This is a genomic window from Pseudomonas sp. MF09156 (assembly GCF_059862305.1).
Map to the genome: position 1 here is coordinate 1 of NZ_JCBCUR010000001.1, position 26990 is coordinate 26990.

The window sequence follows — 26990 nt, forward strand, 5'->3', positions numbered from 1 at the left end:
GTAAGCGCTTCGACTTCAAATGCCCAATCGAAGTTATGGGCGAGGTGATGCAGAAGGCCATGGCTATGCGGCATGATGCTCCAGCTTCAATTCAATGACCGTGTTGCACTCAGCTCCTGCAACCGCCCCTTATAAGCCGCAGGTCTATTGCTGCGCGCAATCTGCTATTGATTGCCAGTACCAGTTTGTTGTCGTTGTCGGTCAGTGCCGCCAACCTCACTCGCGATAATGGCGCGGCCGTGGGTGACAACCAGAACTCGCAGACCGCCGGCGCCAACGGCCCGGTCCTGCTGCAAGATGTACAACTGATCCAGAAGCTGCAGCGCTTTGACCGTGAACGCATCCCGGAGCGTGTGGTGCACGCCCGTGGCACCGGCGCCCACGGTACCTTCACCGTCACCGACAACCTCAGCGACCTGACCAAGGCCAAAGTGTTTGCCGCCGGTGAGGCCACGCCGGTGTTTGTGCGATTCTCTGCTGTTGTGCACGGCAACCACTCCCCGGAAACCCTGCGCGACCCACGCGGCTTCGCCACCAAGTTCTATACCGCCGAAGGTAACTGGGACTTGGTCGGCAATAACTTCCCGACCTTCTTTATCCGCGACGCGATCAAGTTCCCGGACATGGTCCATGCCTTCAAGCCGGACCCGCGCACTAACCTGGATGATGACTCCCGGCGTTTTGACTTCTTCTCCCATGTTCCCGAGTCCACCCGCACCCTCACTGAGTTGTATTCGGACTCCGGCACCCCCGCCAGTTATCGGGAGATGGACGGTAATGGCGTACATGCCTACAAGTTGATCAACGCCAAGGGTGAAGTGCACTACGTCAAGTTTCACTGGAAGAGCCTGCAGGGCATCAAGAACCTGGACCCCAAACAAGTTGTCGAGGTCCAGGGCCGTGATTACAGCCATATGACTAACGACCTGGTTACCCATATCAACAAGGGCGACTTCCCCAAGTGGGACTTGTATGTGCAAGTGCTCAAGCCTGAAGAGCTGGCCAAGTTTGATTTCGACCCACTGGACGCCACCAAGATCTGGCCCGATGTTCCCGAGCGCAAAGTCGGGCAAATGGTGCTGAACCGCAACCCCGGCAACGTGTTCCAGGAAACCGAGCAAGTGGCCATGGCCCCGGCGAACCTGGTACCGGGTATCGAGCCGTCGGAAGACCGCATGCTGCAAGGTCGGGTGTTCTCCTACGCCGATACGCAGATGTATCGCCTGGGCGCCAATGCCCTGCAACTGCCGATCAACGCGCCACGGGTCACCGTCAACAACGGTAACCAGGATGGCGCGATGAACGTCGGCAAGACCAGCACTGGCGTGAACTATCAGCCAAGCCGCCTGGTACCCCGGGAAGAGCCGCAAAGCGCGCGTTACAGCCAGATGCCCCTGGCCGGCAGCACCCAGCAAGCGAAGATCCAGCGTGAGCAGAACTTCAAGCAGGCGGGCGATTTGTATCGGTCCTACAGCAAGAAGGAACGCCAGGACTTGATCGACAACTTTGGCGGCTCCCTGGCGACCTCGGATGACGTCAGCAAACACATCATCCTGTCGTTCCTCTACAAAGCTGACCCGGAGTACGGCACGGGCGTGGCCAAAGTAGCCAAGGGCGACCTGGCGCGAGTCAGGGCGCTGGCTGAAAAGCTGACGGACTAACGGCACATCTCCCTGTAGGAGCTGGCTTGCCGGCGATGAGGTCGCTGAAGACGATGGTGATCTTTGGGGGCCATCGCCGGCAAGCCGGCGCCTACAAGGGACCTGCAGAGGATGTTGATTATGCGTAGCTTTATAGGGGCCCTACTGGCCTGCTGGTCCTTGAGCGTGCTCGCCGACCCACAGGCCCTCAAGGCGCAGTTGCAGGACTACTACTTCGACGCCGCCCGGCGTGGCGACGTGGAAATGCTCAAGACTTTTATCGAATCCGGTTATTCCCTCAATACCGTCGATGGCAAGGGCTACACTGCACTGATCCTCGCCGCCTACCACGGCCAGGCCCCTGCTGTGGAACAACTGTTGGCGGCCGGTGCCGATGCCTGTGTCCAGGACAATCGCGGCAATACAGCGCTGATGGGCGCGATCTTCAAGGGCGAGTTGAGCATTGCCCGGCGTTTGCTGGGTACCGCCTGCAACCCCGACCAACGCAACGGCGCCGGACAGACGGCGGCGATGTACGCGGGGCTGTTCAAGCGCGTCGAACTGCTCGATGCACTCAAGGCCCAGGGCGCCGACCTGAATGCCGAAGACCCGCTGGGCAACAGCGCTACACGATTGGCCAACGGTGAAATCCGTACCGCAGCGCCGCGCTGAGCTATCATCGCGGTTTTTCGGTTGGAGGTTCTCAGATGGCAAAGGCCAAGCGCATGTACGGCTGCACGGAGTGCGGCGCGACCTTTCCCAAATGGGCGGGCCAGTGTGGCGAATGCGGGGCGTGGAACACCCTCACTGAAACCATGATTGAAAGCGGCGGGGCTGCGGCGCCCAGCGGGCGCTCGGGTTGGACCGGGCAACAAGCCCAGATCAAGACCCTGGCAGAAGTCAGCGTCGAGGAAATCCCGCGTTTCTCCACCGCGTCCGGCGAGCTCGACCGGGTGCTCGGCGGCGGCCTGGTGGACGGCTCGGTGGTGTTGATTGGCGGCGACCCGGGTATCGGCAAGTCGACCATCCTCCTGCAGACCCTGTGCAGCATCGCCAGCCGCATGCCGGCCCTGTACGTCACCGGCGAAGAATCCCAGCAACAAGTGGCCATGCGCGCCCGCCGCCTGGGCTTGCCCCAGGACCAACTGCGGGTCATGACCGAAACCTGCATTGAAAGCATCATCGCCACCGCCCGCGTGGAAAAACCCAAGGTGATGGTGATCGACTCGATCCAGACAATCTTCACCGAGCAGCTGCAATCGGCGCCGGGTGGGGTGTCCCAGGTGCGGGAAAGTGCGGCGTTGCTGGTGCGCTACGCGAAGCAAAGCGGCACGGCGATTTTCCTGGTGGGCCATGTCACCAAGGAAGGCGCGTTGGCCGGCCCGCGGGTGCTGGAGCATATGGTGGATACGGTGCTGTATTTCGAGGGTGAGTCCGATGGACGCCTGCGCCTGTTGCGGGCGGTGAAAAACCGTTTCGGCGCGGTCAACGAGCTGGGTGTGTTCGCCATGACTGACCGGGGGCTGAAAGAAGTCTCCAACCCTTCGGCGATCTTTCTTACTCGCGCCCAGGAAGAAGTACCGGGCAGCGTGGTGATGGCGACGTGGGAAGGCACCCGGCCGATGCTGGTGGAAGTCCAGGCCCTGGTGGACGACAGCCACCTGGCCAACCCGCGCCGCGTGACCCTGGGCCTGGATCAGAACCGCCTGGCGATGTTGCTGGCGGTGTTGCATCGCCATGGCGGGATTCCGACCCATGACCAGGACGTGTTCCTCAACGTGGTGGGCGGCGTCAAGGTGCTGGAAACCGCATCGGACCTGGCATTGATGGCGGCGGTGATGTCCAGCCTGCGCAATCGACCGTTGCCCCATGACCTGCTGGTATTTGGCGAAGTGGGCCTGTCGGGCGAAGTGCGCCCGGTGCCCAGCGGCCAGGAACGGCTCAAGGAAGCTGCCAAGCATGGCTTCAAGCGCGCCATCGTGCCCAAGGGCAACGCGCCGAAGGAGGCGCCGCCGGGGTTGCAGATTATTGGTGTGACCCGACTGGAACAGGCACTGGATGCTTTGTTCGAATAACCCGCAACACCACAACCCCCTGTGGGAGCGGGCAAGCCTGCTCCCACATTGATGTGTGCACATCGTCAGATGTTGAGCAGCTCGCCCAGCTCCCGATGCAGCTCCTCCTCATCCCCCAGATTGAGCTCGATCAACCTGCGCAAATGGCTGATCGAGTCCAGATCGATATGCTCGCAGACAAACCCCAGTTGCCCCTGGTCGTCATGGCTCAGCCGCACTTGCATGCGCACGTCCGTGTCGGCGTCCAGGTGAATGTCCACATCAAAGGGCTCGTCACCCTTGCCCAGCCACGGCGCAGGCTTTTGCACCAGCAAGCCCTTGAGCGATAAATCCACCAGTTGCACCGGCCATTGCTGGCCGTCCTGCATGAGTTCGGTCTTGGCATCGAAGGCAATCCGCCGAAAACGGCGGCGATCTGACGGCTGGTCGCTCATGGTGAAACCCTCTGTAGATACAGGGATTGTAGCCTTGCGCCATTATCGGGCGTTTATTTCGCTTTTTTTCGCCCCGGCAAGGCTCTAGACCAACGTAGGGGGCTGGTCTTTAGGGCACAGCGCGCTAAACTCGGACTGGCTGTCTTTCTGTCCAACCTGGCTGGAATATAAAAATGAAAAATAATAATAGCCTGCTACGCCATCTACCCTGGCTGTTGCTGGCAATCGTAGGAGCGTGCGCCCTGGGCGTAGTGGCTTTGCGTCGCGGCGAGGCGATCAACGCCTTGTGGATTGTAGTCGCGGCAGTCGCCATTTATCTGGTGGCTTATCGTTACTACAGCCTGTTCATCGCAAATAATGTGATGCAACTCGATCCACGGCGGGCCACCCCCGCAGTGATCAACAACGACGGTCTGGACTATGTGCCGACCAACAAACACATTCTGTTCGGTCACCACTTCGCGGCCATCGCGGGTGCGGGACCTCTCGTCGGCCCGGTATTGGCGGCGCAGATGGGTTACCTGCCGGGTACGCTATGGCTGATTGCCGGCGTGGTGCTGGCGGGGGCCGTGCAGGATTTCATGATCCTGTTCCTGTCCACCCGTCGCAACGGCCGTTCCCTGGGGGACATGGTCCGCGAAGAGATGGGCCGCATTCCCGGGACCATCGCGCTGTTTGGCTGCTTTTTGATCATGATCATCATCCTCGCGGTGTTGTCGCTGATCGTAGTCAAGGCCCTGGCCGAAAGCCCGTGGGGCATCTTCACGGTGATGGCGACCATCCCGATCGCGATGTTCATGGGCGTCTACATGCGTTACATCCGCCCGGGCCGCATCGGCGAGATCTCGATCATTGGCGTGCTGTTGCTGCTGGGCTCGATCTGGCTGGGCGGGCAGATTGCTGCTGATCCGGTATGGGCCAAGGCCTTCACCTTCACCGGGATCCAGATCACCTGGATGCTGGTCGGCTACGGATTCGTGGCTGCGGTATTGCCGGTGTGGCTGATCCTGGCCCCGCGTGACTACCTGTCTACATTCCTGAAAATCGGCACCATCATTGCCCTGGCAATCGGCATCCTGGTCACCATGCCCGACTTGAAAATGCCGGCGCTGACCCAGTTTGTCGATGGCACCGGTCCGGTCTGGAAGGGCGGCCTGTTCCCGTTCCTGTTCATCACCATCGCCTGTGGCGCGGTATCGGGTTTCCACGCACTGATTTCCTCGGGCACCACGCCCAAGCTGTTGGCCAATGAAGCCCACTCGCGCTACATCGGTTATGGCGGCATGTTGATGGAGTCGTTCGTCGCCATCATGGCCATGGTTGCCGCGTCGGTGATCGAGCCAGGCGTTTACTTCGCCATGAACAGCCCTGCGGCGATTGTCGGCACCGATGTGGTGACTGTTGCGCAAACCGTCAGCAGTTGGGGCTTTGCGATTACCCCGGAAGCGCTGCAAGCGGTGGCCAATGACATCGGTGAAACCACCATCCTGGCCCGTGCCGGCGGTGCGCCGACCCTGGCGGTCGGCATCGCGCAGATCCTGCACAGCGTGCTGCCGGGTGAAAACACCATGGCGTTCTGGTACCACTTTGCGATCTTGTTCGAAGCGCTGTTCATCCTGACCGCCGTTGACGCCGGGACCCGTGCCGGGCGCTTCATGCTCCAGGATCTGCTCGGCTCCTTCGTCCCGGCGCTCAAGCGTACCGAGTCGTGGACTGCCAACCTGATCGCCACCGCCGGCTGCGTGGCGATGTGGGGCTACTTGCTGTACCAGGGCGTGATCGATCCGTTGGGTGGCATCAACACCTTGTGGCCACTGTTCGGCATCTCCAACCAGATGCTGGCCGGTATCGCGCTGATGCTCGCCACGGTTGTGCTGATCAAAATGAAACGCCAGCGCTACATTTGGGTGACCATGCTGCCGGCTGTCTGGCTGCTGATCTGCACCGTGACCGCCGGCCTGATCAAGTTGTTCGACGCTAACCCGGCGATCGGCTTCCTGTCGTTGGCGAAAAAATACAGCGATGCGTTGGCCAACGGGCAGATTCTGGCCCCGGCGAAGAGCATCGACCAGATGCAGCACGTGATCTGGAATGCCTACACCAACGCCACGCTGACGGTATTGTTCCTGTTCGTGGTCTTCAGCATCCTGTTCTATGCGATCAAAGTCGGCGTGGCCGCCTGGGGTACCAAGGAACGTACGGATAAAGAAGCACCATTCCAAGCCATGCCGGACGCGTGATAGAGGGTTGCAAACATGTTCAATGACATTGGTCGCCTCGGTAAATACCTCGGTCAGGCAGCCCGCCTGATGGTCGGCATGCCCGACTACGACACCTACGTCGAGCATATGCAAACCAAGCACCCGGACAAGCCGATGATGGACTACAAGGCGTTCTTCCGGGAACGCCAGGAAGCCCGTTACGGCGGCAAGGGCGGGCCCAAGTGCTGTTGAACCCATAGGCTTGGGCCTATGTGATCCCCTGTGGGAGCGGGCTTGTGTGGGAGCGGGCTTGCTCGCGATAGCATCACCTCGGTATACCAGATAGACCGAGTTGCCTGCATCGCGAGCAAGCCCGCTCCCACACAGGCCCGCTCCCACATTTGTTTTGTGTTTCCTCAAGGAGAATATTTTGTCCTCTCCCATCCCCGTCACCGTCCTCAGCGGCTTCCTCGGCGCTGGCAAGACCACCTTGCTGCGCCACCTGCTCAAGGCCGAGCACGGCTTGAAAATCGCCGTGATCGAAAACGAATTCAGTGACGCCGGCATCGACACCCAGCTGTTGGGTGATGAACCGGTCCAAGTCATGACCCTGTCCAACGGTTGCGTGTGCTGCACCATCCACACCGACCTGACCAAAGCCCTGTACCTGCTGCTCGAACGCCTGGACAGCGGCGAAATCGCCTTCGACCGCCTGGTGATCGAATGCACCGGCCTGGCCGACCCGGCGCCGGTGGCCCAGACCTTTTTTATCGATGAAGAACTGCGCGAGCGCTATCTTCTCGACGGCATCATCACCCTGGTGGACGCGGCCCACGCCGAGCACCATCTGACCCAGACCATCGCCCAGGCGCAGATCGGCTTTGCCGACCGCCTGCTGGTGAGCAAGCGCGACCTGGTCGACGACGCCAGCTTCGAGGCCCTCAGCCAGCGCCTGAGCCGAATCAACCGTCGCGCGCCGATCCGTGTGGTGGAACATGGCAAGATCGACTTGGCTGAACTGCTGGATGTGCGCGGCTTCAACCTCAACGCAGGCATGACCTTGCGCCCGGTCAGCCAGGCGCCGTCCATCGACCGCATTTCCAGCCTGGTACTGCGCACCGACCAGCCGCTGGATATCGACCGCCTCAGCGAGTTCATGAACGAGTTGCTGGAAGAGCACGGCAAACAACTGCTGCGCTACAAGGGCGTGCTGAACATCGCCGGTGAAGATCGGCGCATGGTGTTCCAGGGCGTGCTCAAGCTCTACGGGTTCGATTGGGACACCGAATGGGCTGAAGGCGAGCCGCGGGAAAGCGTGATTGTGTTTATTGCCGATGAGTTACCGCAAGAGAAGATTCGCGCGGGCTTTGCGCGGGTCTACCAACCCTGACTTGAAACGCGACCAGTGTAGGAGCTGGCTTGCCTGCGATAGCGGTAGACCAGTCAATGATGAGTTGGCAGACCCACTGCTATCGCAGGCAAGCCCGCTCCCACATGTTGACCGCGTTCCAACAGGCATAAAAAAGCCCGGCTCAAGAGCCGGGCTTTTTATTCAAGCGCCTGCAATCAAGCGCCGTATACCGGCAGCTTCTTGCAGATGGCCTTGACCTTCTCACGTACCCCGTCAATCACGGCTTCGTTGGAAAGATCGGCCAGGATGTCGCAGATCCAGCCAGCCAGTTCCTTGCACTCTGCTTCCTTGAAGCCACGAGTGGTCACAGCCGGGGTGCCGAAGCGCAGGCCCGAGGTGACAAACGGCGAACGTGGATCGTTCGGTACCGAGTTCTTGTTCACGGTGATGAAGGCTTTGCCCAGGGCAGCGTCAGCATCTTTACCGGAGATGTCCTGCTTGATCAGCGACAGCAGGAACAGGTGGTTCTCAGTACCGCCGGACACCACGTCAAAACCGCGCTCGATGAACACACTGGCCATGGACTGGGCATTCTTCACCACTTGTTGCTGGTAAGTCTTGAACTCAGGCTGCAATGCTTCCTTGAAGCAGATCGCTTTAGCGGCGATCACGTGCTCCAGCGGGCCACCTTGGGCGCCCGGGAAGACGGCGGAGTTGAGCTTCTTCTCGATATCGGCGTTGGCACGAGCCAGGATCAGGCCGCCACGTGGACCGCGCAGGGTCTTGTGGGTGGTGGTGGTCACCACGTCAGCGTAAGGCACCGGGTTCGGGTAGACGCCAGCGGCGACCAGGCCGGCCACGTGGGCCATGTCGACGAACAGGTAGGCGCCAACTTTGTCAGCGATCTCACGGAAGCGTGGGAAGTCGAGGATCTGCGAGTAGGCAGAGAACCCGGCCACGATCATTTTTGGCTTGTGCTCGACCGCCAGGCGCTCAACTTCGTCGTAGTCGATCAGGCCGTTGCCGTCGATGCCGTACTGCACAGCGTTGTACAGCTTGCCGGAGGAGGAAACGCTGGCACCGTGGGTCAGGTGACCGCCGTGGGCCAGGCTCATGCCCAGGATGGTGTCGCCGCCTTGCAGCAGGGCCAGGTAAACGGCCGCGTTGGCTTGGGAGCCGGCGTGTGGCTGGACGTTGGCGTAATCGGCGCCGAACAGTTCCTTGGCACGGTCGATGGCCAGTTGCTCGACGATATCGACGAATTCGCAACCGCCGTAGTAACGCTTGCCCGGATAACCTTCGGCGTACTTGTTGGTCAGAACCGAACCTTGAGCCTCCATCACCGCAGGGCTGGTGTAGTTTTCCGAAGCGATCAGCTCAATGTGCTCTTCCTGGCGCACAGCTTCTTGCTCCATGGCGGCAAAGAGATCGGCGTCGTACTTGGCAATAGTCAAATCACGGCTGAACATGGCGGTCCTCAAGGATCGGGGGCAGAAAAGAGGGGCATTCTAACCCAATGGGTTTTAGATGGCATATGAAAGGACATCATGTCGCGGACAAGTGGCGTTCATCCAGAGATGGATGGCGTATTTGAGGGCCCTTCGCGGGCAAGCCCGCTCCCACATGGGAGCGCATTTCAACTGTGGGAGCGGGCTTGCCCGCGATGAGGCCATCTGCACCGCCACATGATTTTCAGTCAAACATGAACAGGGCGTCGTTACAGAACTGCGCCTCAAACCGATTGGCCGGCATCGGTCGCCCAAACAGATAACCCTGCACCTCGTCACAGCCGTGCTCGCGCAGGAAGTCCAGTTGCTCATGGGTTTCCACGCCTTCGGCGATCACCGCCAGGTTCAGGCTGTGGGCCATGGCAATGATTGCCCGGGCGATTTGCGCGTCCTGCTCGCCGGAGGGCAGGCCGTCGACGAACGTGCGGTCGATCTTCAGCACGTCGATGGGGAATTGCTTGAGGTAGTTGAGCGATGAGTAGCCGGTGCCGAAGTCGTCCACGGCGATGCTCAGGCCGAGGTTTTTCAGGCTGGCAAGGATCTGCAGGGCCTCGTTGACCTCGCGCATCAGGATACTTTCGGTCAGCTCCAGCTCCAGGCACGCCGGCGGCAGGCCGGTTTCCTTGAGGATGGTGGCGATCCGCGTGCCCAACTGCCCGTCGGAGAACTGCCGCGCCGAGATGTTCACCGAGACTTTGGGCACCCGCACCTTGTTCTGGTGCCAGGTCTTGAGTTGGCGGCATGCCTCGTCGATCACCCAGTCGCCCACGTCCACCACCAGGCCCAACTCTTCCAGGACCGGGATGAAATCCCCCGGCGGCACCAGGCCACGGCGCGGGTGACGCCAGCGCAGCAGGGCTTCGGCGCCGGTCAAACGTTTGCCATCGCCACTGAACTGCGGCTGGTAATAGAGCACGAATTCGTTCTGGTCCAGGGCATGACGCAGGTCGCTCTCCAGCTCCAGGCGCTCCAGGGCGCTGGCGTTCATGTCGGCCTGGTAGAACTGGAAGTTGTTCTTGCCGCGCTCCTTGGCGTGGTACATCGCGGTGTCGGCGTTTTTCATCAGTTGGCTCAGTTCGTTGCCGTCCTGAGGGCTCAGGGCGATGCCGATACTGGCGGTGACAAAAAACTCGCGGCCCTCCAGCACAAACGGCTTCACCAGGCTGGCGAGGATCTGCTCGGCCACGTGGATCGCACGGTTCAACGCCATCTCGCGACTGACCCGGGGTTGCAGGAGCAAGGTGAACTCGTCACCGCCCATGCGCGCCACGGTATCGTCCTCGGCCACACAGCCGAGCAGGCGGGTCGCCATTTCCTTGAGCATGCGATCGCCCGCGGCATGGCCCAGGGAGTCGTTGATCGGTTTGAAGCGGTCGAGGTCGAGGAACATCAGCACCACCCACGACTTCTGCCGCTCCGCCGATTGCAACGCGGTGTGCAGGCGGTCCTGGAACAGCGTGCGGTTGGGCAGGTGGGTCAGGGCGTCGTAGTAGGCCAGGCGGTGGATGCGTTGTTCGCTGGCCTTGCGCTCGCTGATGTCGCTGAAAAAACACACGTAGCTGGCCAGGTCGCCCTCGTCATCGAGCACGGCGGTAATGCCGACCCAGGCCGGGTAATGCTCGCCGCTGCGGCGCTTGAGCCACACTTCACCTTCCCAGGTGCTGTGCTGGTGCAACTGCTTGAGCACATAGCGCAGGTGGGCTTCCTGCTGTTCGTCGACGGTGAGCATGTTCGGCAATTGGTCGAGCACATCGGCCACGGCATAGCCGCTGACCCGGCTGAAGGCTTCGTTGGCCTGCACGATATAGCCGGCGGGGTCGGTGATCAGGATCGCCGAGGTGGAGTGTTCGAATACCGTGGCCGCCATGCGCAGGTCTTTCTCGGCGCGGCGTTGCTGGCTGATATCGCGGCCCACGCCGAGGATGCCTTCGAACGCGCCGTGCTCGTCCCACACCAGCACCAGGCGCAGTTCGATCGGCACCTTGCGCCCATCGGCCCGCAGGCAATCGAACAGGAACAGTTGGGTCTGCACGTCATCGCGCAACAAGGCCAGGGCTTCGGGCTGGTCCAGGGCGCGGCTGACCCGTTCCACAAGGGTGTAGATGCCGGTCAGTTGCTGTGGGTTGGCGATGGTCGATTGCCAGCCGTTCTTGAAGATCCAGTCGACTTCATAGCCCAGCACCGCATTCACCGACGGGCTGACGTAGTTGAGGGCCAGTTTGCTGTCGGTGGAGAAAATCACGTCGCTGATGCTTTCGGCCAGCATGCGGTAGCGCTGTTCGCTGTCGCGCAGGGATTCGCTGGCTTCGATCTGGTCGGTAATGTCCTTGGCCACGCCAATGATCCGCGTGACCTGGTCGGTCTTGTCCCGGGCCAGGGCCTGTTCGCGGATCTCGAAGCGCCGCCACTGATTGTTGCGGTGCCGAAAGCGCAACTGGCATTGCAACTGCGCCAGGTACCCGGCGGCGCGTTGCTGCTGGCGCAGGTCGTGGTAGTGCTCGGCGTCTTCGGGGTGCAGCAGGATCTCCCAGAAATACTCGCCCATTTGCTGCAGTTCGTGTTTGTTGTAGCCCAGGGTGTGGCCCAGGTGGTGGTTGCTGAAGATCATGCGCTGGCTGATCACATCCTGCACATACAGGTGATCCGGCACGGTGCGCACCACGTCCGACCAGAACGCCTCGCGCTCCACCAGCGACAGCTCCACCAGTTTGCGGCTGGTGATATCGCTGATGCTGAGGATCACCGCCTTATAGTCGTGCTGTTCTTCCGGCAGGCGCATCACCAGCCACAGGTACTGGTCGTTGCCTTCGATGTCGCTGAGTTGAATCTCCAACTCCAGCTGTTTCTGCTGGGTCAGCACTGCCTCAAGCACTGCGTAGCCAATGGCGCTGGTGTCCAGCGGGCAACCGTCGATCAAACGTTCCCACGCCTGTTCGCAGGACGCCACATTCAGTAGGCGCACCGCGACCTGGTTGACCTCGGTGATGCGCAGCTCCTTGAGCAGTTGCTGGCGTTGCTCGGGGCTGTTTTGCAGCCAATCCTGCAGTTGTTCGCGGGTGTGCAACTGGGCCTTGTCGAAGAAGCCGCGCAGGCCCGACAGGTCGAGCACGCACAAGGCCACGCCGGTACCTTCGAAAATATCCTGGTAGCGGCGCCGGCCTTCATTGACCTGGCGCTGGCGGCGCCGCATGTTCAGCAGCACCAGCACCGGGATCAGCGAAAAGGCCAGGCCCAGCAGGCACTTGCCGATAAACGCCGGCAGCAGTTGCTCCAGCACGGCGGCGCGATCAAACAGCCCGCGCAGTTGCCAGTCGCTTTTGCTCAAGGGCGTGACCAGCACGGTCTTGTTCAGCTCTTCCGGGGTCAGCCCGGCCGACCACTGGCTGGGCATGCCGCTGTCACGACTGACCACCCGGTGGTTCAACTGGTTTTCAATCGCCCACATCGGCCGTGGCCCCTGGCCGTCCTGGCGCGTCAGGTTGGCCAGGTAATTGGGGGCCAGGCGCAACGCCCAGTACATTTTGGCGCCGCCGCTGGGTTGGTGCAGCAGCAGGTAGATGATGGAGCCGTCGCTGTTATTGCTCAGGTAATAGGACTGGGCGTGGCTGCGCTTGACCAGCTCTTCAAGCCAGGCGCTATCCTGGCTGTTGTCGGCGGTATCACTGATGATCGCGCCGCTGGGGGCAAGCAGGGCGACGCTGCGCAGTTCCGGCAACGAGCGCTGCAGGCTGCGCATCAGGGCCTGGTGCTGTTCTTCATTGCGTGGAGGTTCGACGATCGGCAGCAGGTTGAGGGCGATTTGCGCGCTCAGGGCCATGTTCAGGCTGATCTGTTCGGCCAGGTCGGCGCTGTAGTCGATGGTGTATTGCTGCTGGTTCTTCTGGTTCTGCTGCAATTGGTCCAGCAACTGCCAGAACAATAACGCGAGCAGCAACAGGACCAGCGTCGCCAGCGCGCCCTTGAGGGTTCCGTGCAGGGGGGCGCCGGGCGCAATATGCGCTGCGCGCAAGGGGCTTGGCTTTGTTACGTTGGTCAAGCTGTGATCCTGCGGTTTGGCTGTACTGGCGCGCGACGTGCACTATAAGCCGGACGCCCGGAGGGCGGCTAGCATGCCTTGAGTTGTGGCAAAGTGCCAGCCCCGCCTGGCGGGACTATCAGGCCGGGCCGGTACTGATCAGGGCATCCGCCAGTCTGAATAGAATCGCCAGTGCAAAGCAACTGATAACCACAGAAGATGTGCGGTTTATGTTCTGCGGGGTCAGCCAGGCATGTCCGCTGCGTTTGAGGCGTGCGCCGAACAGCACCCAGGCGCACCCTACGGGGATCACCACCGCCGTGAATTGCATGGCGAACTGCCCGTACAAGGCCATGTCGGCAAAGGTCTGCACCGGCACGATGAACGAAACCACCAGCAAACCCTTCGGGTTGATCAGCGTCAGTAAAAAGAAATGCCACCTCGACACCCGCTCTCCGGGCAATGGGGGCAGATCGGCGGCGGGCTCGCGCCACAGGCTGTACGAGGTCTTGACCAGGTAACAGATCGAGACGAACTGCATCACCTTCAAACACCACGTTGCATTGGCCCCCATATGGCTGAGGACGTAGCCCCAAAAAGCAATCTGCAGCAGGTAAGCCAGGCACTCCAACAGGCTCAGGGTCCAGGCCCGCCTGAAACCCGAGAGCACGCCTGCGCGCAGTAACAGGGTATTGGTCGGTCCCGGCATCAATAGCAACAACCCCAGCGCAGACATGACACTAAGCATGGAAGCTGTCTTGCGCGACTGTCAGGGGGTAAGGCGTGATCCTGCATGTATGTGCCATGTGTCTTCTTCTAGGGAGGGGTTGCCGGGTATTGTGTTACATCTGGCCCGCTGCAGGAAAAAGCGCGGCTCAAAAGCGCCTGTCAATCTGCCCGCCGCCGCCGACTTAGGTTAACCTTGATCATTCGATGTGCTACGTACAGCGCCATGACGCTACGCAGGCCCTGTTCTCATCTTTTTACGAGGTCCACATTTTGGCTCAATACGTTTTCACCATGCATCGGTTGGGCAAAGTTGTTCCACCGAAGCGGGAAATCCTGAAAAACATTTCGCTGTCCTTCTTCCCGGGCGCCAAGATCGGCGTACTCGGCCTCAACGGTTCGGGTAAGTCCACGCTGCTGAAAATCATGGCTGGCGTCGATACCGAGTTCGAAGGCGAAGCCCGCCCGATGCCTGAACTGAACATCGGCTACCTGCCGCAAGAGCCGATCCTGGACCCGTCCAAGACCGTGCGTGAAGTGGTCGAGGAAGCCGTCAGCGTGATCAAGGACGCCCAGGCCCGCCTGGACGAGGTCTACGCCGCCTACGCCGAGCCGGATGCCGACTTCGACAAACTGGCTGCCGAACAGGCCAAGCTCGAAGCCATCCTGCAGGCTGGCGACGGTCACAACCTGGAGCGCCAGCTGGAAGTCGCCGCCGATGCGCTGCGCCTGCCGGCCTGGGACGCCAAGGTCGAGCACCTGTCCGGTGGTGAAAAGCGCCGCGTGGCCCTGTGCCGCCTGCTGCTGTCGGCCCCCGACATGCTACTGCTCGACGAACCGACCAACCACTTGGACGCCGATTCCGTGGCCTGGCTGGAGCACTTCCTCCATGACTTCCCGGGCACCGTGGTCGCGATCACGCACGACCGGTACTTCCTGGACAACGTCGCCGGCTGGATCCTGGAGCTCGACCGTGGCGCCGGTATCCCTTACGAGGGCAACTACTCCGGTTGGCTGGAAGCCAAGTCCGACCGTCTGGCCGCTGAATCCAAGCAGCAGTCGGCCCATGAAAAGGCCATGAAGGACGAACTGGAGTGGGTGCGCAAAGGCGCCAAGGCCCGTCAGTCGAAATCCAAGGCCCGTTTGCAACGCTTCGAGGAAATGCAGTCCCAGGAGTTCCAGAAGCGCAGCGAGACCAACGAAATCTACATCCCGGCCGGCCCGCGCCTGGGTGACAAGGTCATCGAATTCAAGAACGTCTGCAAAGGCTATGGCGATCGCGTGCTGATCGACAACCTGTCCTTCTCCATGCCTAAAGGTGCCATCGTCGGCGTGATCGGCGGTAACGGTGCGGGTAAATCCACGCTGTTCCGTATGCTGATGGGCAAGGAACAACCGGATTCGGGCACCATCGAAGTCGGCGAAACCGTGCAGTTGGCTTGCGTGGACCAGAGCCGCGAAGACCTCGACGGCAGCAAGACCGTGTTCCAGCAGATCTCCGACGGTTCCGACCAGATCCGTATCGGCAACTATGAAATCCCGTCGCGTACCTACGTTGGCCGCTTCAACTTCAAGGGCGGCGATCAGCAGAAGTTCGTCAAGGACCTGTCCGGTGGTGAGCGCGGTCGCTTGCACCTGGCCCTGACCCTCAAAGAAGGCGGCAACGTCCTGCTGCTCGACGAACCGTCCAACGACCTCGACGTGGAAACCCTGCGTTCCCTGGAAGAAGCCCTGCTGGACTTCCCGGGCGCCGCGATTGTGATCTCTCACGATCGGTGGTTCCTTGACCGTGTGGCGACGCACATCCTGGCGTACGAAGACGATTCGCAAGCGGTGTTCTTCGAAGGCAACTACACCGAATACGAAGCCGATCGCAAGAAGCGCCTGGGCGAAGCGGCTGCCCAGCCGCATCGTGTACGGCACAAAAAACTCGCCTGATTCGGGTTGGTTTGAACAAAACGGAGCCTTCGGGCTCCGTTTTTTTTGGCGCAATTGAGAGGGACCGAGGTGACTTCATCGCAGGCAAGCCAGCTCCCACATTTGACCGTGTCGTAGCAGAGGTACTCGATCTAATGTGGGAGCTGGCTTGCCTGCGATCGCGGTCTATCTATTGGTGCGCCCCTTGAACTGAAATCCCTGTTTCGGGGCAAAAAACCCCGTGTATTTATATCTATCGCACCATTTAAATTCACAAAAGCGACATTTTGCCCTGTCGCGGTGCGACATGAATTGATAAAGTCCTGGGCAAATCGCCATTAACGACAATAAATCTGCCGAGACTTTTCATGATCGAATCCGTCGAATCCTTCCTTGCCCGCCTCAAAAAACGCGACCCGGACCAGCCGGAATTCCACCAAGCTGTGGAAGAAGTCCTACGCAGTCTGTGGCCCTTTCTTGAAGCCAATCCCCACTACCTGACCTCGGGCATCCTGGAGCGCATCTGCGAGCCGGAACGCGCCATTACCTTCCGGGTATCGTGGGTCGATGACCAGGGCAAGGTCCAGGTCAACCGCGGCTTCCGTATCCAGATGAACAGCGCCATCGGCCCCTATAAAGGCGGCCTGCGCTTCCACCCGTCGGTCAACCTGGGGGTGCTGAAATTCCTCGCCTTCGAGCAGACCTTCAAGAACTCCTTGACCTCGCTGCCGATGGGCGGCGGCAAGGGCGGCTCGGACTTTGATCCCAAGGGCAAGAGCGACGCTGAAGTCATGCGTTTCTGCCAGTCGTTCATGAGTGAGTTGTACCGCCATATCGGCGCGGACGTGGACGTACCGGCTGGCGATATCGGCGTGGGCGCCCGGGAAATCGGCTTCCTATTTGGCCAGTACAAGCGCCTGAGCAACCAATTTACCTCGGTGCTTACCGGCAAGGGCATGAGCTACGGCGGCAGCCTGATCCGCCCGGAAGCCACCGGCTTTGGTTGCGTGTACTTTGCCGAGGAGATGCTCAAGCGCCAGGGCCAGCGCGTCGAAGGCAAGCGCGTGGCGGTTTCCGGTTCCGGCAACGTCGCGCAATACGCAGCGCGCAAGGTCATGGACCTGGGCGGCAAGGTGATTTCCCTGTCCGACTCCGAAGGCACCTTGTACTGCGAAAGCGGTTTGACCGACGAGCAATGGTCGGCGCTGCTGGAGCTGAAAAACGTACGGCGCGGGCGCATCAGCGAACTGGCCGCGCGTTTTGGCCTGGAGTTTTGCGCCGGCAAGACCCCATGGGAGCTGGCGTGCGACATCGCCCTGCCATGCGCGACCCAGAACGAACTGGACGCCGAAGCCGCCCGCACCCTGCTGCGCAACGGCTGCATCTGCGTGGCCGAAGGCGCCAACATGCCGACCACCCTCGAGGCTGTGGATATCTTTATCGAAGCGGGCATTCTGTTTGCCCCGGGCAAAGCCTCCAATGCTGGCGGCGTGGCGGTGAGTGGCCTGGAAATGTCGCAAAACGCCATGCGCCTGCTGTGGACCGCCGGTGAAGTGGACAGCAAACTGCACAACATCATGCAGTCGATCCACCATGCCTGCGTGCACTACGGTGAGGAGAATGGCCGGGTCAACTACGTGAAGGGCGCGAACATCGCAGGCTTTGTGAAAGTGGCGGATGCGATGCTGGCGCAGGGCATCGTCTAAACCGCGAGCTGAGCGACACCGATGATCAATTGTGGGAGCTGTCGAGCCGCAGCGAGGCTGCGATAACGGTAGGTCAGCACAGGTTTACTGCCTGGCCCAGCGCAATCGCAGCCTCGTTGGGGCTCGACAGCTCTCACATTCGCTCTGGTGTTACTGGCTGCGATAAGCCCGTGCGGCGTCGCGGTCCTTCTCCTGCTGCCAGGCGCGTTCGCGCTCGTCCCAATGGCGCTCGCGGTAGTCATTCTGGTCCTCGCTCTCGCGCATGGCCTTGCACTGGCGAAAGCCGTCCTCCCAGCCTTCGGCGTACGCCTGGTCTTTCAAATAGCGCGGGACGTTCTTGCGAAACTCCCCAGTAATCACCCCGGCCGCCTGGCGCCCGCTGCTGCAACCATCGTCAAAACCGTCGGCGAAGGGCGGTGGATAACCCTTGGCCAGTAACTCATCGTGGGTGGATTGGCAGCCTGAAAGCGCCATCACTACACCCAACATCACAGCGAACCGCCACATCTCATACTCCCAGGCCGTTGAGCGGCTGATAAGGGAAGTCTAGAAGGGGATTCGTCGGGGCGATGTGAAAACGGGGTGAGCAATTTGTTTGGGCGGCTCACTCGCCAAAGGGGCTTAGGCGGTGGGTTGCGCGAGCGCAGCGTGTTCGGCCAGTTCTTGCTGGATGAATGCGCCAATCATCGCGCGATATACCTGTTCAGTGACGTCGGGGTTTGCGCCAAGGGTTTGCGCTAAATCGCGAACCTTGTGGATCACTTGTTCGACCCTCTGGGGAGCCTTGACCCCATCGCTGTCTTTTTTGAAGCGGGCGGCCTGGGACACGAAACTGCCGCGCTCGGCCAGCAGGGCGACGATCTGGCGGTCAAGGCGGTCGATGTTTTCCCGGACGTGTTCAAGGCTGGTGCAGGTAACGGCCATGTCGTAAGAGCTCCTTAGGGTGTGGGATAAACGCGGGCCAAATGTGGGAGCGGGCTTGCTCGCGATGGCGGTAGATCAGTCATATCCACAGCGACTGACACACCCCTATCGCGGGCAAGCCCGCTCCCACACTGGATCTTCAATAGGCGTTGGGGCCGGTCAGTAGTGATACCACTTCAGCTCAAGCATCACCTCGTTGACCGGCGTCGCCAGGTGGCTGAACTCCCGTTGCGCACTTAGGCGCACGCCGAGGTTGCGTGATACTTCCCACTGCTGATTCAGGCTGATACTACGTCGTACCTCGCCATTGGTGAAGAAGTCGCCCTTGGCCTCCAGGCTCAGGTTGCCTAGCGGGTTTTTCCACAGCAGCCCGGTGTTGAAGCCGGCAGCGGGGGAGATGAATTCGCTGAAGTCGTTGTTGTGTTCCACGCGCACGGTGCCCAGGGCAAAGCCGAGCATGTCGTCGTGCAGTTGCCAGGTGCCGCCGGCGCCGCCGTTGACGTGGCTGACCAGGGTTTCGTCGTCATGTTTGCCCGGTACCCGCTCCAGGCCGCCGGTGACTTGCCAGGACAGCGGTTGCAGCAGCTCATTGCGCGGAGTCAGGGAGCGGATGGTCGCCAGGTCCAGTTGTTGCAGTTGCCAGTTGTTGCCTTCGTACTGGCGCAGTTTCATCTGCAGGATTTCGATCTGCGCGCCCAGGGGGAAGCCTTCGGCGTTGTCGTTGAGGTCGTGGTAGGCCATGCGCAGGCCGTATTCGCCGAAGGCTTTGTTGCCACGGGTGCCGATACCTGCTTGCCAGGTGCGCGATTCATGGCCGTTTTCCGGCAGGCCGGGGCGCTCGATCTGTAGGTCCGGCGCCGGGTTCTGGTTGATTGCCCGCAGCAACTCGAAACTGCGCTGGGAGCGTTCGCTGTCGCGCTCAAGGCCGTTGGCGCGGTAGCGGCCCAGGCGGTAGGCGGCGTCGATGATCAGGGCCTGGCGGTCTTTGCCAAGGGCCATGAAAGTTGGATCTTGCAATTGTTTCTGGTCATCGCTGATCTTCAGCACCCATTGCTGCTCGTCACTGTCCAGGGGCTTGGCGCGCTCCAGCAACTCACGTTCGCGGGACGGGCGATAATCGATCTTCTCCACCAGGCCCGCGTCCTTCACCGCTTTTACGGTATCGGTGGGGATGGCGGTGAGCGGGAACTGTTCGGTCAGGCGCAGGCCGGGGCGGGCCACTTGCAGCAGTTCCAGCAGGCGGTACGAGCAGTTTTCGTCAAAGAAGAAGTAGTCGAACTGGATTTGCTTGAGCTCCCACACGTGCTCGACCATGCGCTCGGTTTCGACCTGGGTCAGGTTCAGGCGGTATTCCCACAGGTCGCGGTTCTCCAGGCTACGGTATTCCGAGAGTTTTTCCTGGTAGGGCACCAGGGCGAACAGGCCGGGATAACCGCCCATCAGGCCTTTCCAGGCGTAGAGGATGCTGTTGTCCGAGCCTTCAATGTAGGCGCCGAAGTTGATCGCGTAGCTGAGCAAGGCGGTCTTGTTACTTTGCACATCAGCCTGGTCGATGCGCAGCAAGGTATGGCCGAACATCGAAGATGGGCTGTTGAGATAGGCCGCCGGGAAGATCATCACCGCGCTGTGGGGCGCGACGTCCTTGAACCATTGCTTGAACTCGACGCAGTCCACGGCGGGCAGGTCAGTCAGGTGCAACTGGTCCTTGAGCCAGCGGGTGCGGGCCGGGTACACGCATTGGGCATGTTTTTCGCCGAGGCTGGCCGGGGCGTACAGTGCGTCTACGGTGGCCTTGAGTTCGGCGTCCGGGTGGTGGGCGCCGTCTTTGGCGAGGAAGAATTTCTGGTCGCTGACATAGCTGCGCCAGCCTTTGAGCTTGCCGGCTTCGTAGTGCCCCAATGAAAGCCAGAATGGATCATTGGCCAATTGCTGCAAACGTTGATCATCAAGGTGCGGCGCCGCAGATAGCGGGGCGCAGGCGAAGAGTGCCAGGCAGGCAAGGCGTTTGAGCATAGGGGCAACTTAAGTCGGAATAAATAAAGACCCGGGAAAGGGGCAGGTCCAAAAAATAAAACCCGCGCCGGGTAAGGGCGCGGGTAGGTCGAGCTTAAGCCTGGGTGGCGTATTTCGCCAGGCGGGCGTCGCCCTTGAGAACAGCGATGGTGTTGGAGTGCACGTCTTCTGCGGTCACGTCAGCCTTGCTGAAGATCTGCTGGAAGTGTTCGTGAGTCACAGCGGCGAAGTGATCACGATCTTCTGGAGCAACGCCCAGGACCACGGCATAGGTGGTCAGTGCTTCGCCATTGCCTTTGGCCATGTCTTCGGACAGCTCGTTCATCATGCCATTCATGGCAATCCACGATTTGCCGCCGTAAGTCAGCGCGCTGTTGGTGCTGCAACCGTTGGTGCCCGAGGTCATGCCGAAGGTGGCGTTACCGGAGGTGCCGTTGGTGGTGGAAGCGAGGAAGTGAGCCGGCGTGCCGCGCTGGCCTTCGAACAGCATGTTGCCCCAACCGCAGTTAGGGCCACCTGGCGCTTCGGCCATTGCATTGAGGGAGACAACGGTGAAGAGAGTACCGAGAAGGATCCGTTTCATAGCTTTGTTCTCTTAGTGTGCAAACCAATGGACAAGGGTTCAGGCGCCGCAAAGCACCCTAGGGGCCAGTTATTAGTCCAACCCGCGCAGTTTGGAGTTTAGGCATGTTCCAAGGGTTCCGTGCTTTTTTGTAAAACAATCAATGCAGACTGGTTTTTTTGCAGGCCGCATCCCGTGTCTATGCTTTACCTCAGTCGTGCCTTGCCAGCCAGCTACGCACGGCGCCAGAATGCCGCCATTGCCCCGCCTGATGTAAGGAAGCCCGATGCCTGATCCTGTTGCTGCCAGCTTGCGTCTAGCGCCCGAAGCGCTGACCCGTCCTTTCTCCGCTGAACAGTTCAGCTTCTCGACCACCAATGACTTGGAGCCCTTTCGCGGTGTGCTTGGCCAGGAACGCGCGGTTGAAGCGTTGCAGTTCGGTGTGGCCATGCCACGCCCCGGTTACAACGTATTTGTCATGGGCGAGCCCGGTACCGGCCGCTTTTCGTTCGTCAAACGCTACCTCAAGGCCGAAGGCAAGCGCCTGCAGACCCCGGCAGACTGGGTCTACGTCAATAACTTCGACGAGCCCCGCGAGCCCCGTGCCCTGGAATTGCCTGCGGGCGGCGCGGCCCCGTTCATCGCAGACATCAGTGGCCTGATCGACAACCTGGTCGCCACCTTCCCGGCAGTGTTCGAGCACCCGACGTATCAACAGCGCAAAAGCGCGATCGACCGCGCCTTCAACCAGCGTTACGACCGTGCCCTGGATGTGATCGAGCGCCTGGCCCTGGAAAAGGACGTGGCGCTGTACCGTGACAGCAGCAATATCGCCTTTACCCCGATGCTCGATGGCAAGGCCCTGGACGAGGCCGAGTTCTCGCAACTGCCGGAAGCCGACCGTGAGCGTTTCCACACGGATATTTCCGAGCTCGAAGAGCGCCTCAACGAAGAACTCGCCAGCCTGCCGCAGTGGAAGCGCGAGTCCAACAACCAGATGCGCCAGTTCAACGAAGAGACCATCACCCTGGCCTTGCAGCCATTGCTGGCACCGTTGTCCGAGAAGTACGCCGAGAACGCCGGTGTCTGCGGCTACCTGCAGGCGATGCAGGTCTATCTGCTCAAGACCGTGGTCGAACTGCTGGTGGATGACGCCAAAACCGACGCCCAGGCGCGCAAGTTGCTGGAAGAGCAGTACTGCCCGAGCCTGGTGGTGGGCCATCCGCTCAATGGCGGCGCGCCGGTGGTGTTCGAACCGCACCCGACCTACGACAACCTGTTTGGCCGGATCGAGTACAGCACCGACCAGGGCGCGCTCTACACCACCTACCGGCAACTGCGTCCGGGGGCGTTGCATCGTGCCAACGGCGGTTTCCTGATCCTCGAAGCCGAGAAAATGCTCAGCGAGCCGTTTGTCTGGGACGCGCTCAAGCGCGCGCTGCAGTCGCGCAAGTTGAAGATGGAGTCGCCTCTGGGCGAGTTGGGCCGCCTGGCCACCGTGACCCTCAACCCGCAAGTGATCCCGTTGCAGGTCAAGGTCATCATCATCGGCGCCCGCTCGCTGTACTACACCCTGCAAGACCTGGATCCGGACTTCCAGGAGATGTTCCGGGTGCTGGTGGATTTCGATGAAGACATCCCGATGGTCGATGAAAGCCTGGAGCAGTTCGCCCAGTTGCTGAAAACCCGCACCTCGGAAGAAGGCATGGCGCCGCTGACCTCGGATGCGGTGGCACGCCTGGCGACCTATAGCGCACGGCTGGCGGAGCACCAGGGACGTTTGTCGGCGCGCATCGGCGACCTGTTCCAGCTGGTCAGCGAGGCGGACTTCATCCGCCACCTGGCGGGTGATGAACGCACCGACGCCGGGCACATCGAGCGCGCGTTGAAGGCCAAGGCCACGCGCACCGGCCGGGTCTCGGCGCGGATCCTCGACGACATGCTCGCCGGGGTGATCCTGATCGACACCGCCGGCGCGGCAGTGGGCAAATGCAACGGGCTGACGGTGCTGGAGGTCGGTGATTCGGCGTTCGGTGTGCCGGCGCGCATTTCTGCCACGGTGTACCCGGGCGGCAGTGGCATTGTCGATATCGAGCGTGAGGTCAACCTCGGCCAGCCGATCCACTCCAAGGGCGTGATGATCCTCACCGGTTACCTGGGCAGCCGTTATGCCCAGGAATTCCCCCTGGCGATCTCTGCGAGCATTGCCCTGGAGCAATCCTACGGTTATGTCGACGGCGACAGCGCCTCGTTGGGCGAGGCCTGTACGTTGATTTCGGCGCTGTCGAAGACCCCGCTCAAGCAGTGTTTCGCCATCACTGGCTCAATCAACCAGTTCGGTGAAGTGCAGGCGGTGGGCGGGGTCAACGAGAAGATCGAAGGCTTCTTCCGCCTGTGCGAGGCCCGTGGCTTGACGGGCGAGCAGGGCGCGATCATTCCCCAGGCCAACGTCGCGACGCTGATGCTCGACGAGAAGGTCTTGCAGGCGGTAAGGCAAGGGCAGTTCCACGTGTATGCCGTGCGCCAGGCCGACGAGGCGTTGAGCCTGTTGGTGGGCGAGCCTGCCGGCGAGCCGGATGCCGAAGGGCAATTCCCCGAGGGTAGCGTCAACGCGCGCGTGGTTGAACGTCTGCGGGCGATTGCCGAGATGATCAGCGAGGAAGACCTCAAGGAAGCGGAAAAGGAGCTGGCGCAGCAGGCGTTGGTCGAAGCCAAGCCAAGCTGATGCGGGATCACCCATTGGAGCCGGCTTGCCGGCGATGGCGCTCGATGTATCGCTATCGCCGGCAAGTCGGGTCCGAGCGGGGAAAGCGCCATATTTTTGGCTGGGTTGTGGGGAGCTGATGGCCGTTGGTCCCTACAATCTTGGTTTGTAGCGGTTTTCTTCTATTCTCAGCTCAAGGGATATCTACAGGAGTCATGGGATAGAGACGGCCTTGTGTCTGGAGGCTGAACACCGGATCTACCGAGGGTCGCCGCCATGCCGCGCAGCCTTTGCCTCACCCGCCAGTGCCTGGGCCTGGTCACCCGAATTGAATGTTCCATTCGTCCTCTTGCGGGGGATGCCGGGATGTGGACGTTGCTGTTTGCCGCCGGAATGACAGGTGAGCAGCCCTCGACCATCAAGTCCCAGGGGCCGTTCCATGGCCCGTTCGTCGCGGAAAACATTCTTGAATCCATCGTGCAAAGCCTGACCCTGCACGGCTACGAACTGGCCGACGACCCGCAGATCTGGTGCCTGCACTTGCAGGCCCACCTGCGCCAGCTCAATGGCGGACGGCCCCAGGCCCTGCACCTGTAAACCGCAACCTTAGTAGGAGCCGGCTCCTACAATTTGCTCTCGGGCTTGTCCAGCTTGACCTCGAAGCCGTATTGCACGGTGTTCAACGCCGTGCGCTGGTACGTTTCAAGCGCGGTCGGCTGGCCATAAAAGTAATGCACATCAAACAACGCGGTGCCGTATTCCGCAGCGCGGTGGCTGACGCCGAGGATTTCCTTCAAGTACTTGCCACTGGCGTCCTTGGCAAAGAAGCGCCAGCTATCGGAAGGGAAGAGCGCCTGGTCGACAATCAGCACGTTGTCCTGGATCGACAGGCCCTTGGGCAGTTGGGCGGTGTTGACGGTGTTCTTTTCGATGGTGGCCAGGAACAGCGGGATCGATCCCACGGCAAATGCCGGGGTTTCCGGGAATAAATTAAGGTCGTAGGTGATGGTGGCGCGCCATGGGTCGACCTCAAAGGCCTCGGTGGGCAGCTCGATGGGCTCGCCGCGCTTGCCTTGATCATTTGCGGTGAAGAACGTCAGCGGGGCGTCGTTGCTGGTGCGAGTCGAGCCGATCAGGTCGTCATTGAAGGTGAAGGGATGGTCAAAGGCGATGTGGGCGGCGCTGGCGTCGTCCACCGACTGGCTGATGGTGACGCTGCTTTTCAACTGGTCTTCGGAGAGGCTGGCACTTTGGAGCCAGCCTGCGGCCTCATCGTCATACACCGTGACGGGCATGGGCAGGCCCTGCACGGTTTTCTCCAGACTGTTCTTGTCAAAGCGCCGTATCGGCAGTTCCAGGTCCTTGCGGGTGACTGTAGCGTCGGAGAAATCCAGCACGCTGACTTGCAGGTTATCGATCACCCCGTTGAAGTAGACCTTGGCGTAGTGGCTGGCCTGTTTTTGTTCGAAGGCTTTCTGCTCGTCTTGCAACTGCTTTTCAAAGGCCTCGGACCAGGTTGTCTGCTTGCGCATCTGCGCCAGTTGCTGCTCGTAGAACGCCACCTGGGCGGCGCTTTCATTGATCGAACCGGCACGGGAAAGAAATTGCCCGGTGGTGTCCCGGGCCTGGACCAGCAGCGGGTTGGGCGACTCATCCGCCACTTGTGGCGCCAGGGGGCTGGTGTTGGTCAGTTCGATCTCGGCGTAGTTGTTCTTCAGGGCCAGCAGGGTCAGCGTGATGTTTGCCTCGGTGCGCTTGTGGCCCACGTCTTTGCGGGTCAGGTCGAAGGTCAGCACTTTGCTGGGTGCAATCACCTCGACCCGGCCCTTGAGGGTGACGGGTTGGGGCTGGCTCTTGTTGTCCGTCTCGATGCCTTCGATAAAGGGATAGGTGACGGTCAGGTCGTCCGGGTTGGTCAGGTTGGAGCTGCTGGGGCTCAACTGGATGCCGGGGTCGGTTTCCGACCATTCCGGCTGGAACGGGATGATCTTGTTGTTGCTCAAGGTCACCGATTGCCATTCCAGGCCATGGGGAAACGGGAATTGGTCCGGCATATTGAAACTGAACGGGAACACCGGTTGCAGATCGGTCAGGTAGTCCGAATGCGAGTTCTTGCGTAGGACGAACAGCCCGTTGATGTAGGTATCCACCAGCACTTGCGGGGTAGGGTAGTGCGCAAGCACGGCCAGGCTGTTTTCCCCGTACTCGGTCTCCACTGGCTTGGTGTCGAGCTTGATGCGCGCCCGCTCCAGCAATAGCAGCGAGCCGCCCAGCTCGCCCACGGCCTCCTTGAGGCGCGGATCCTGGATCGTATCCAGGGATTGTTCGAACTGGGTGGTTTTTTCTTCCAGAGAGGCTTGCTTGTGCTCGTCGCTGGGGGAGCAGCCGCTGGCCGCCAGTAAAGCCATACACAGGCCAAGACTGGCCAAGGGAGATCGCACATCCATTATTTGAGATTCCTGTCCGGCAGCATCGAGCCACGTTGATGAGGCCGACACTAGCAGAAAAATTGTCTTACAGAAGCGCTACAGGTCAGTTTCCGGGTGGTTATGGCGCAATGTACGCGGCTGATATACTCGCCGCCATTTCTAGCCAAGCTGTGTGAGATTCCATGGAACGCTTTATCGAAAATGCAATGTACGCCTCCCGCTGGCTGCTGGCGCCGATCTATTTCGGCTTGTCCCTCGGGCTGCTGGCGTTGGCGCTGAAATTCTTCCAGGAAGTGATCCATCTGCTGCCCAATGTCTTTGCGATGGCCGAGTCGGAGCTGATCCTGGTGCTGCTGTCGTTGATCGACATGGCCCTGGTGGGTGGCTTGTTGGTGATGGTGATGATTTCCGGCTATGAGAACTTTGTCTCGCAACTGGATATCGACGACAACAAGGAGAAGCTCAACTGGCTGGGCACCATGGACTCTTCGTCGCTGAAGATGAAGGTGGCGGCGTCCATCGTGGCAATTTCCTCGATCCACCTGCTGCGGATCTTCATGGATGCCAAGAATGTCGATCCACAGCACCTGATGTGGTACGTGATCATTCACATGACCTTCGTGATCTCGGCGTTTGCCATGGGCTACCTGGATAAACTGACCAAGCATTGATCCATGACCGGCGCCTGCCGGCCTGGGATTTTGGGCTCATCAAGCCTGGGGCGAGTGTGCTAGTCTGCTCGCCCTTTTAGTTTGGATGACACGCCAGATCCCGCGTTTTTGCGG

Annotated in this window: 20 protein-coding genes; 11 read left to right on the plus strand and 9 right to left on the minus strand. The window is 60.7% G+C overall.

What is annotated here, in order from left to right; all coding sequences use genetic code 11:
• Positions 1-146 precede the first annotated feature (146 nt).
• From katB to radA, 3 genes are all read left to right on the plus strand, one after another.
• The gene (gene katB, locus AC19YY_RS00005; protein ID WP_500603935.1) at positions 147-1661 is read left to right on the plus strand and encodes a catalase KatB; all 1515 of its coding nucleotides are present in this window, start codon (positions 147-149) and stop codon (positions 1659-1661) included.
• A 120-nt stretch (positions 1662-1781) separates the two neighbouring features.
• Entirely contained in the window at positions 1782-2312 is a 531-nt protein-coding gene (locus AC19YY_RS00010; RefSeq protein WP_170041699.1) for an ankyrin repeat domain-containing protein, read from the plus strand.
• Positions 2313-2347: 35 nt separating this feature from the next.
• Positions 2348-3715, plus strand: coding sequence for a DNA repair protein RadA (radA, locus tag AC19YY_RS00015; protein WP_169951087.1), 1368 nt, complete (start codon positions 2348-2350; stop codon positions 3713-3715).
• Between the two features lie 65 nt (positions 3716-3780).
• Here radA and AC19YY_RS00020 read toward each other — a convergent pair whose 3' ends face one another.
• On the minus strand, positions 3781-4149 hold the full coding sequence (locus AC19YY_RS00020; protein ID WP_170056696.1) for a PilZ domain-containing protein: 369 nt from the start codon (positions 4147-4149) through the stop codon (positions 3781-3783).
• 173 nt (positions 4150-4322) lie between these two features.
• Between AC19YY_RS00020 and AC19YY_RS00025 the strand changes: the two genes are divergently transcribed.
• The 3 genes from AC19YY_RS00025 to yjiA all read left to right on the plus strand — a co-directional run bounded on the left by AC19YY_RS00025 (position 4323) and on the right by yjiA (position 7740).
• On the plus strand, positions 4323-6389 hold the full coding sequence (locus AC19YY_RS00025) for a carbon starvation CstA family protein (protein WP_169951082.1): 2067 nt from the start codon (positions 4323-4325) through the stop codon (positions 6387-6389).
• A gap of 15 nt (positions 6390-6404) precedes the next feature.
• Positions 6405-6602, plus strand: coding sequence for a YbdD/YjiX family protein (locus AC19YY_RS00030; RefSeq protein ID WP_029292120.1), 198 nt, complete (start codon positions 6405-6407; stop codon positions 6600-6602).
• A gap of 178 nt (positions 6603-6780) precedes the next feature.
• On the plus strand, positions 6781-7740 hold the full coding sequence (gene yjiA, locus AC19YY_RS00035) for a GTPase (protein ID WP_500603737.1): 960 nt from the start codon (positions 6781-6783) through the stop codon (positions 7738-7740).
• Between the two features lie 176 nt (positions 7741-7916).
• Here the strand turns inward: yjiA and glyA are convergent, their stop codons facing one another.
• The 3 genes from glyA to AC19YY_RS00050 form a co-directional block, all read right to left on the minus strand.
• Positions 7917-9170, minus strand: coding sequence for a serine hydroxymethyltransferase (glyA, locus tag AC19YY_RS00040; RefSeq protein WP_500603738.1), 1254 nt, complete (start codon positions 9168-9170; stop codon positions 7917-7919).
• A gap of 223 nt (positions 9171-9393) precedes the next feature.
• On the minus strand, positions 9394-13245 hold the full coding sequence (locus AC19YY_RS00045) for a bifunctional diguanylate cyclase/phosphodiesterase (protein WP_170041701.1): 3852 nt from the start codon (positions 13243-13245) through the stop codon (positions 9394-9396).
• A 118-nt stretch (positions 13246-13363) separates the two neighbouring features.
• The gene (locus AC19YY_RS00050) at positions 13364-13972 is read right to left on the minus strand and encodes a LysE family translocator (RefSeq protein ID WP_170041702.1); all 609 of its coding nucleotides are present in this window, start codon (positions 13970-13972) and stop codon (positions 13364-13366) included.
• 251 nt (positions 13973-14223) lie between these two features.
• On the opposite strand from AC19YY_RS00050, the gene ettA reads away from it, so the two are divergent.
• A complete protein-coding gene (gene ettA, locus AC19YY_RS00055; protein WP_029292090.1) occupies positions 14224-15888 on the plus strand; it encodes an energy-dependent translational throttle protein EttA in 1665 nt (554 codons plus the stop codon).
• A 347-nt stretch (positions 15889-16235) separates the two neighbouring features.
• Positions 16236-17573 carry an NADP-specific glutamate dehydrogenase gene (gdhA, locus tag AC19YY_RS00060; protein ID WP_169951074.1) on the plus strand — a complete coding sequence of 446 codons (1338 nt, stop codon included), beginning with the start codon at positions 16236-16238 and terminating at the stop codon, positions 17571-17573.
• 150 nt (positions 17574-17723) lie between these two features.
• On the opposite strand, the gene AC19YY_RS00065 is transcribed toward gdhA, so the two are convergent.
• From AC19YY_RS00065 to AC19YY_RS00080, 4 genes are all read right to left on the minus strand, one after another.
• Positions 17724-18080 (minus strand): hypothetical protein, encoded by a 357-nt coding sequence (locus AC19YY_RS00065; RefSeq protein ID WP_170041704.1) that lies wholly within the window; start codon positions 18078-18080, stop codon positions 17724-17726.
• Positions 18081-18194: 114 nt separating this feature from the next.
• On the minus strand, positions 18195-18497 hold the full coding sequence (locus AC19YY_RS00070) for a chorismate mutase (protein WP_169951070.1): 303 nt from the start codon (positions 18495-18497) through the stop codon (positions 18195-18197).
• Positions 18498-18656: 159 nt separating this feature from the next.
• Positions 18657-20510, minus strand: a complete 1854-nt coding sequence (locus AC19YY_RS00075) for an Lnb N-terminal periplasmic domain-containing protein (protein WP_500603739.1) — start codon at positions 20508-20510, stop codon at positions 18657-18659.
• Between the two features lie 94 nt (positions 20511-20604).
• Positions 20605-21093: a DUF3015 domain-containing protein gene (locus tag AC19YY_RS00080; RefSeq protein WP_029292080.1), complete on the minus strand. Its 489-nt coding sequence runs from the start codon at positions 21091-21093 to the stop codon at positions 20605-20607.
• 265 nt (positions 21094-21358) lie between these two features.
• Between AC19YY_RS00080 and AC19YY_RS00085 the strand changes: the two genes are divergently transcribed.
• Both AC19YY_RS00085 and AC19YY_RS00090 read left to right on the plus strand, forming a co-directional pair.
• Positions 21359-23797 carry a Lon protease family protein gene (locus AC19YY_RS00085; RefSeq protein WP_169951066.1) on the plus strand — a complete coding sequence of 813 codons (2439 nt, stop codon included), beginning with the start codon at positions 21359-21361 and terminating at the stop codon, positions 23795-23797.
• Between the two features lie 255 nt (positions 23798-24052).
• Positions 24053-24373: a PA4575 family protein gene (locus AC19YY_RS00090; protein ID WP_169951064.1), complete on the plus strand. Its 321-nt coding sequence runs from the start codon at positions 24053-24055 to the stop codon at positions 24371-24373.
• Positions 24374-24399: 26 nt separating this feature from the next.
• On the opposite strand, the gene AC19YY_RS00095 is transcribed toward AC19YY_RS00090, so the two are convergent.
• A complete protein-coding gene (locus AC19YY_RS00095; RefSeq protein ID WP_500603740.1) occupies positions 24400-26223 on the minus strand; it encodes a hypothetical protein in 1824 nt (607 codons plus the stop codon).
• Between the two features lie 164 nt (positions 26224-26387).
• Between AC19YY_RS00095 and AC19YY_RS00100 the strand changes: the two genes are divergently transcribed.
• The gene (locus AC19YY_RS00100) at positions 26388-26876 is read left to right on the plus strand and encodes a TIGR00645 family protein (protein ID WP_057441112.1); all 489 of its coding nucleotides are present in this window, start codon (positions 26388-26390) and stop codon (positions 26874-26876) included.
• Positions 26877-26990: the final 114 nt, after the last annotated feature.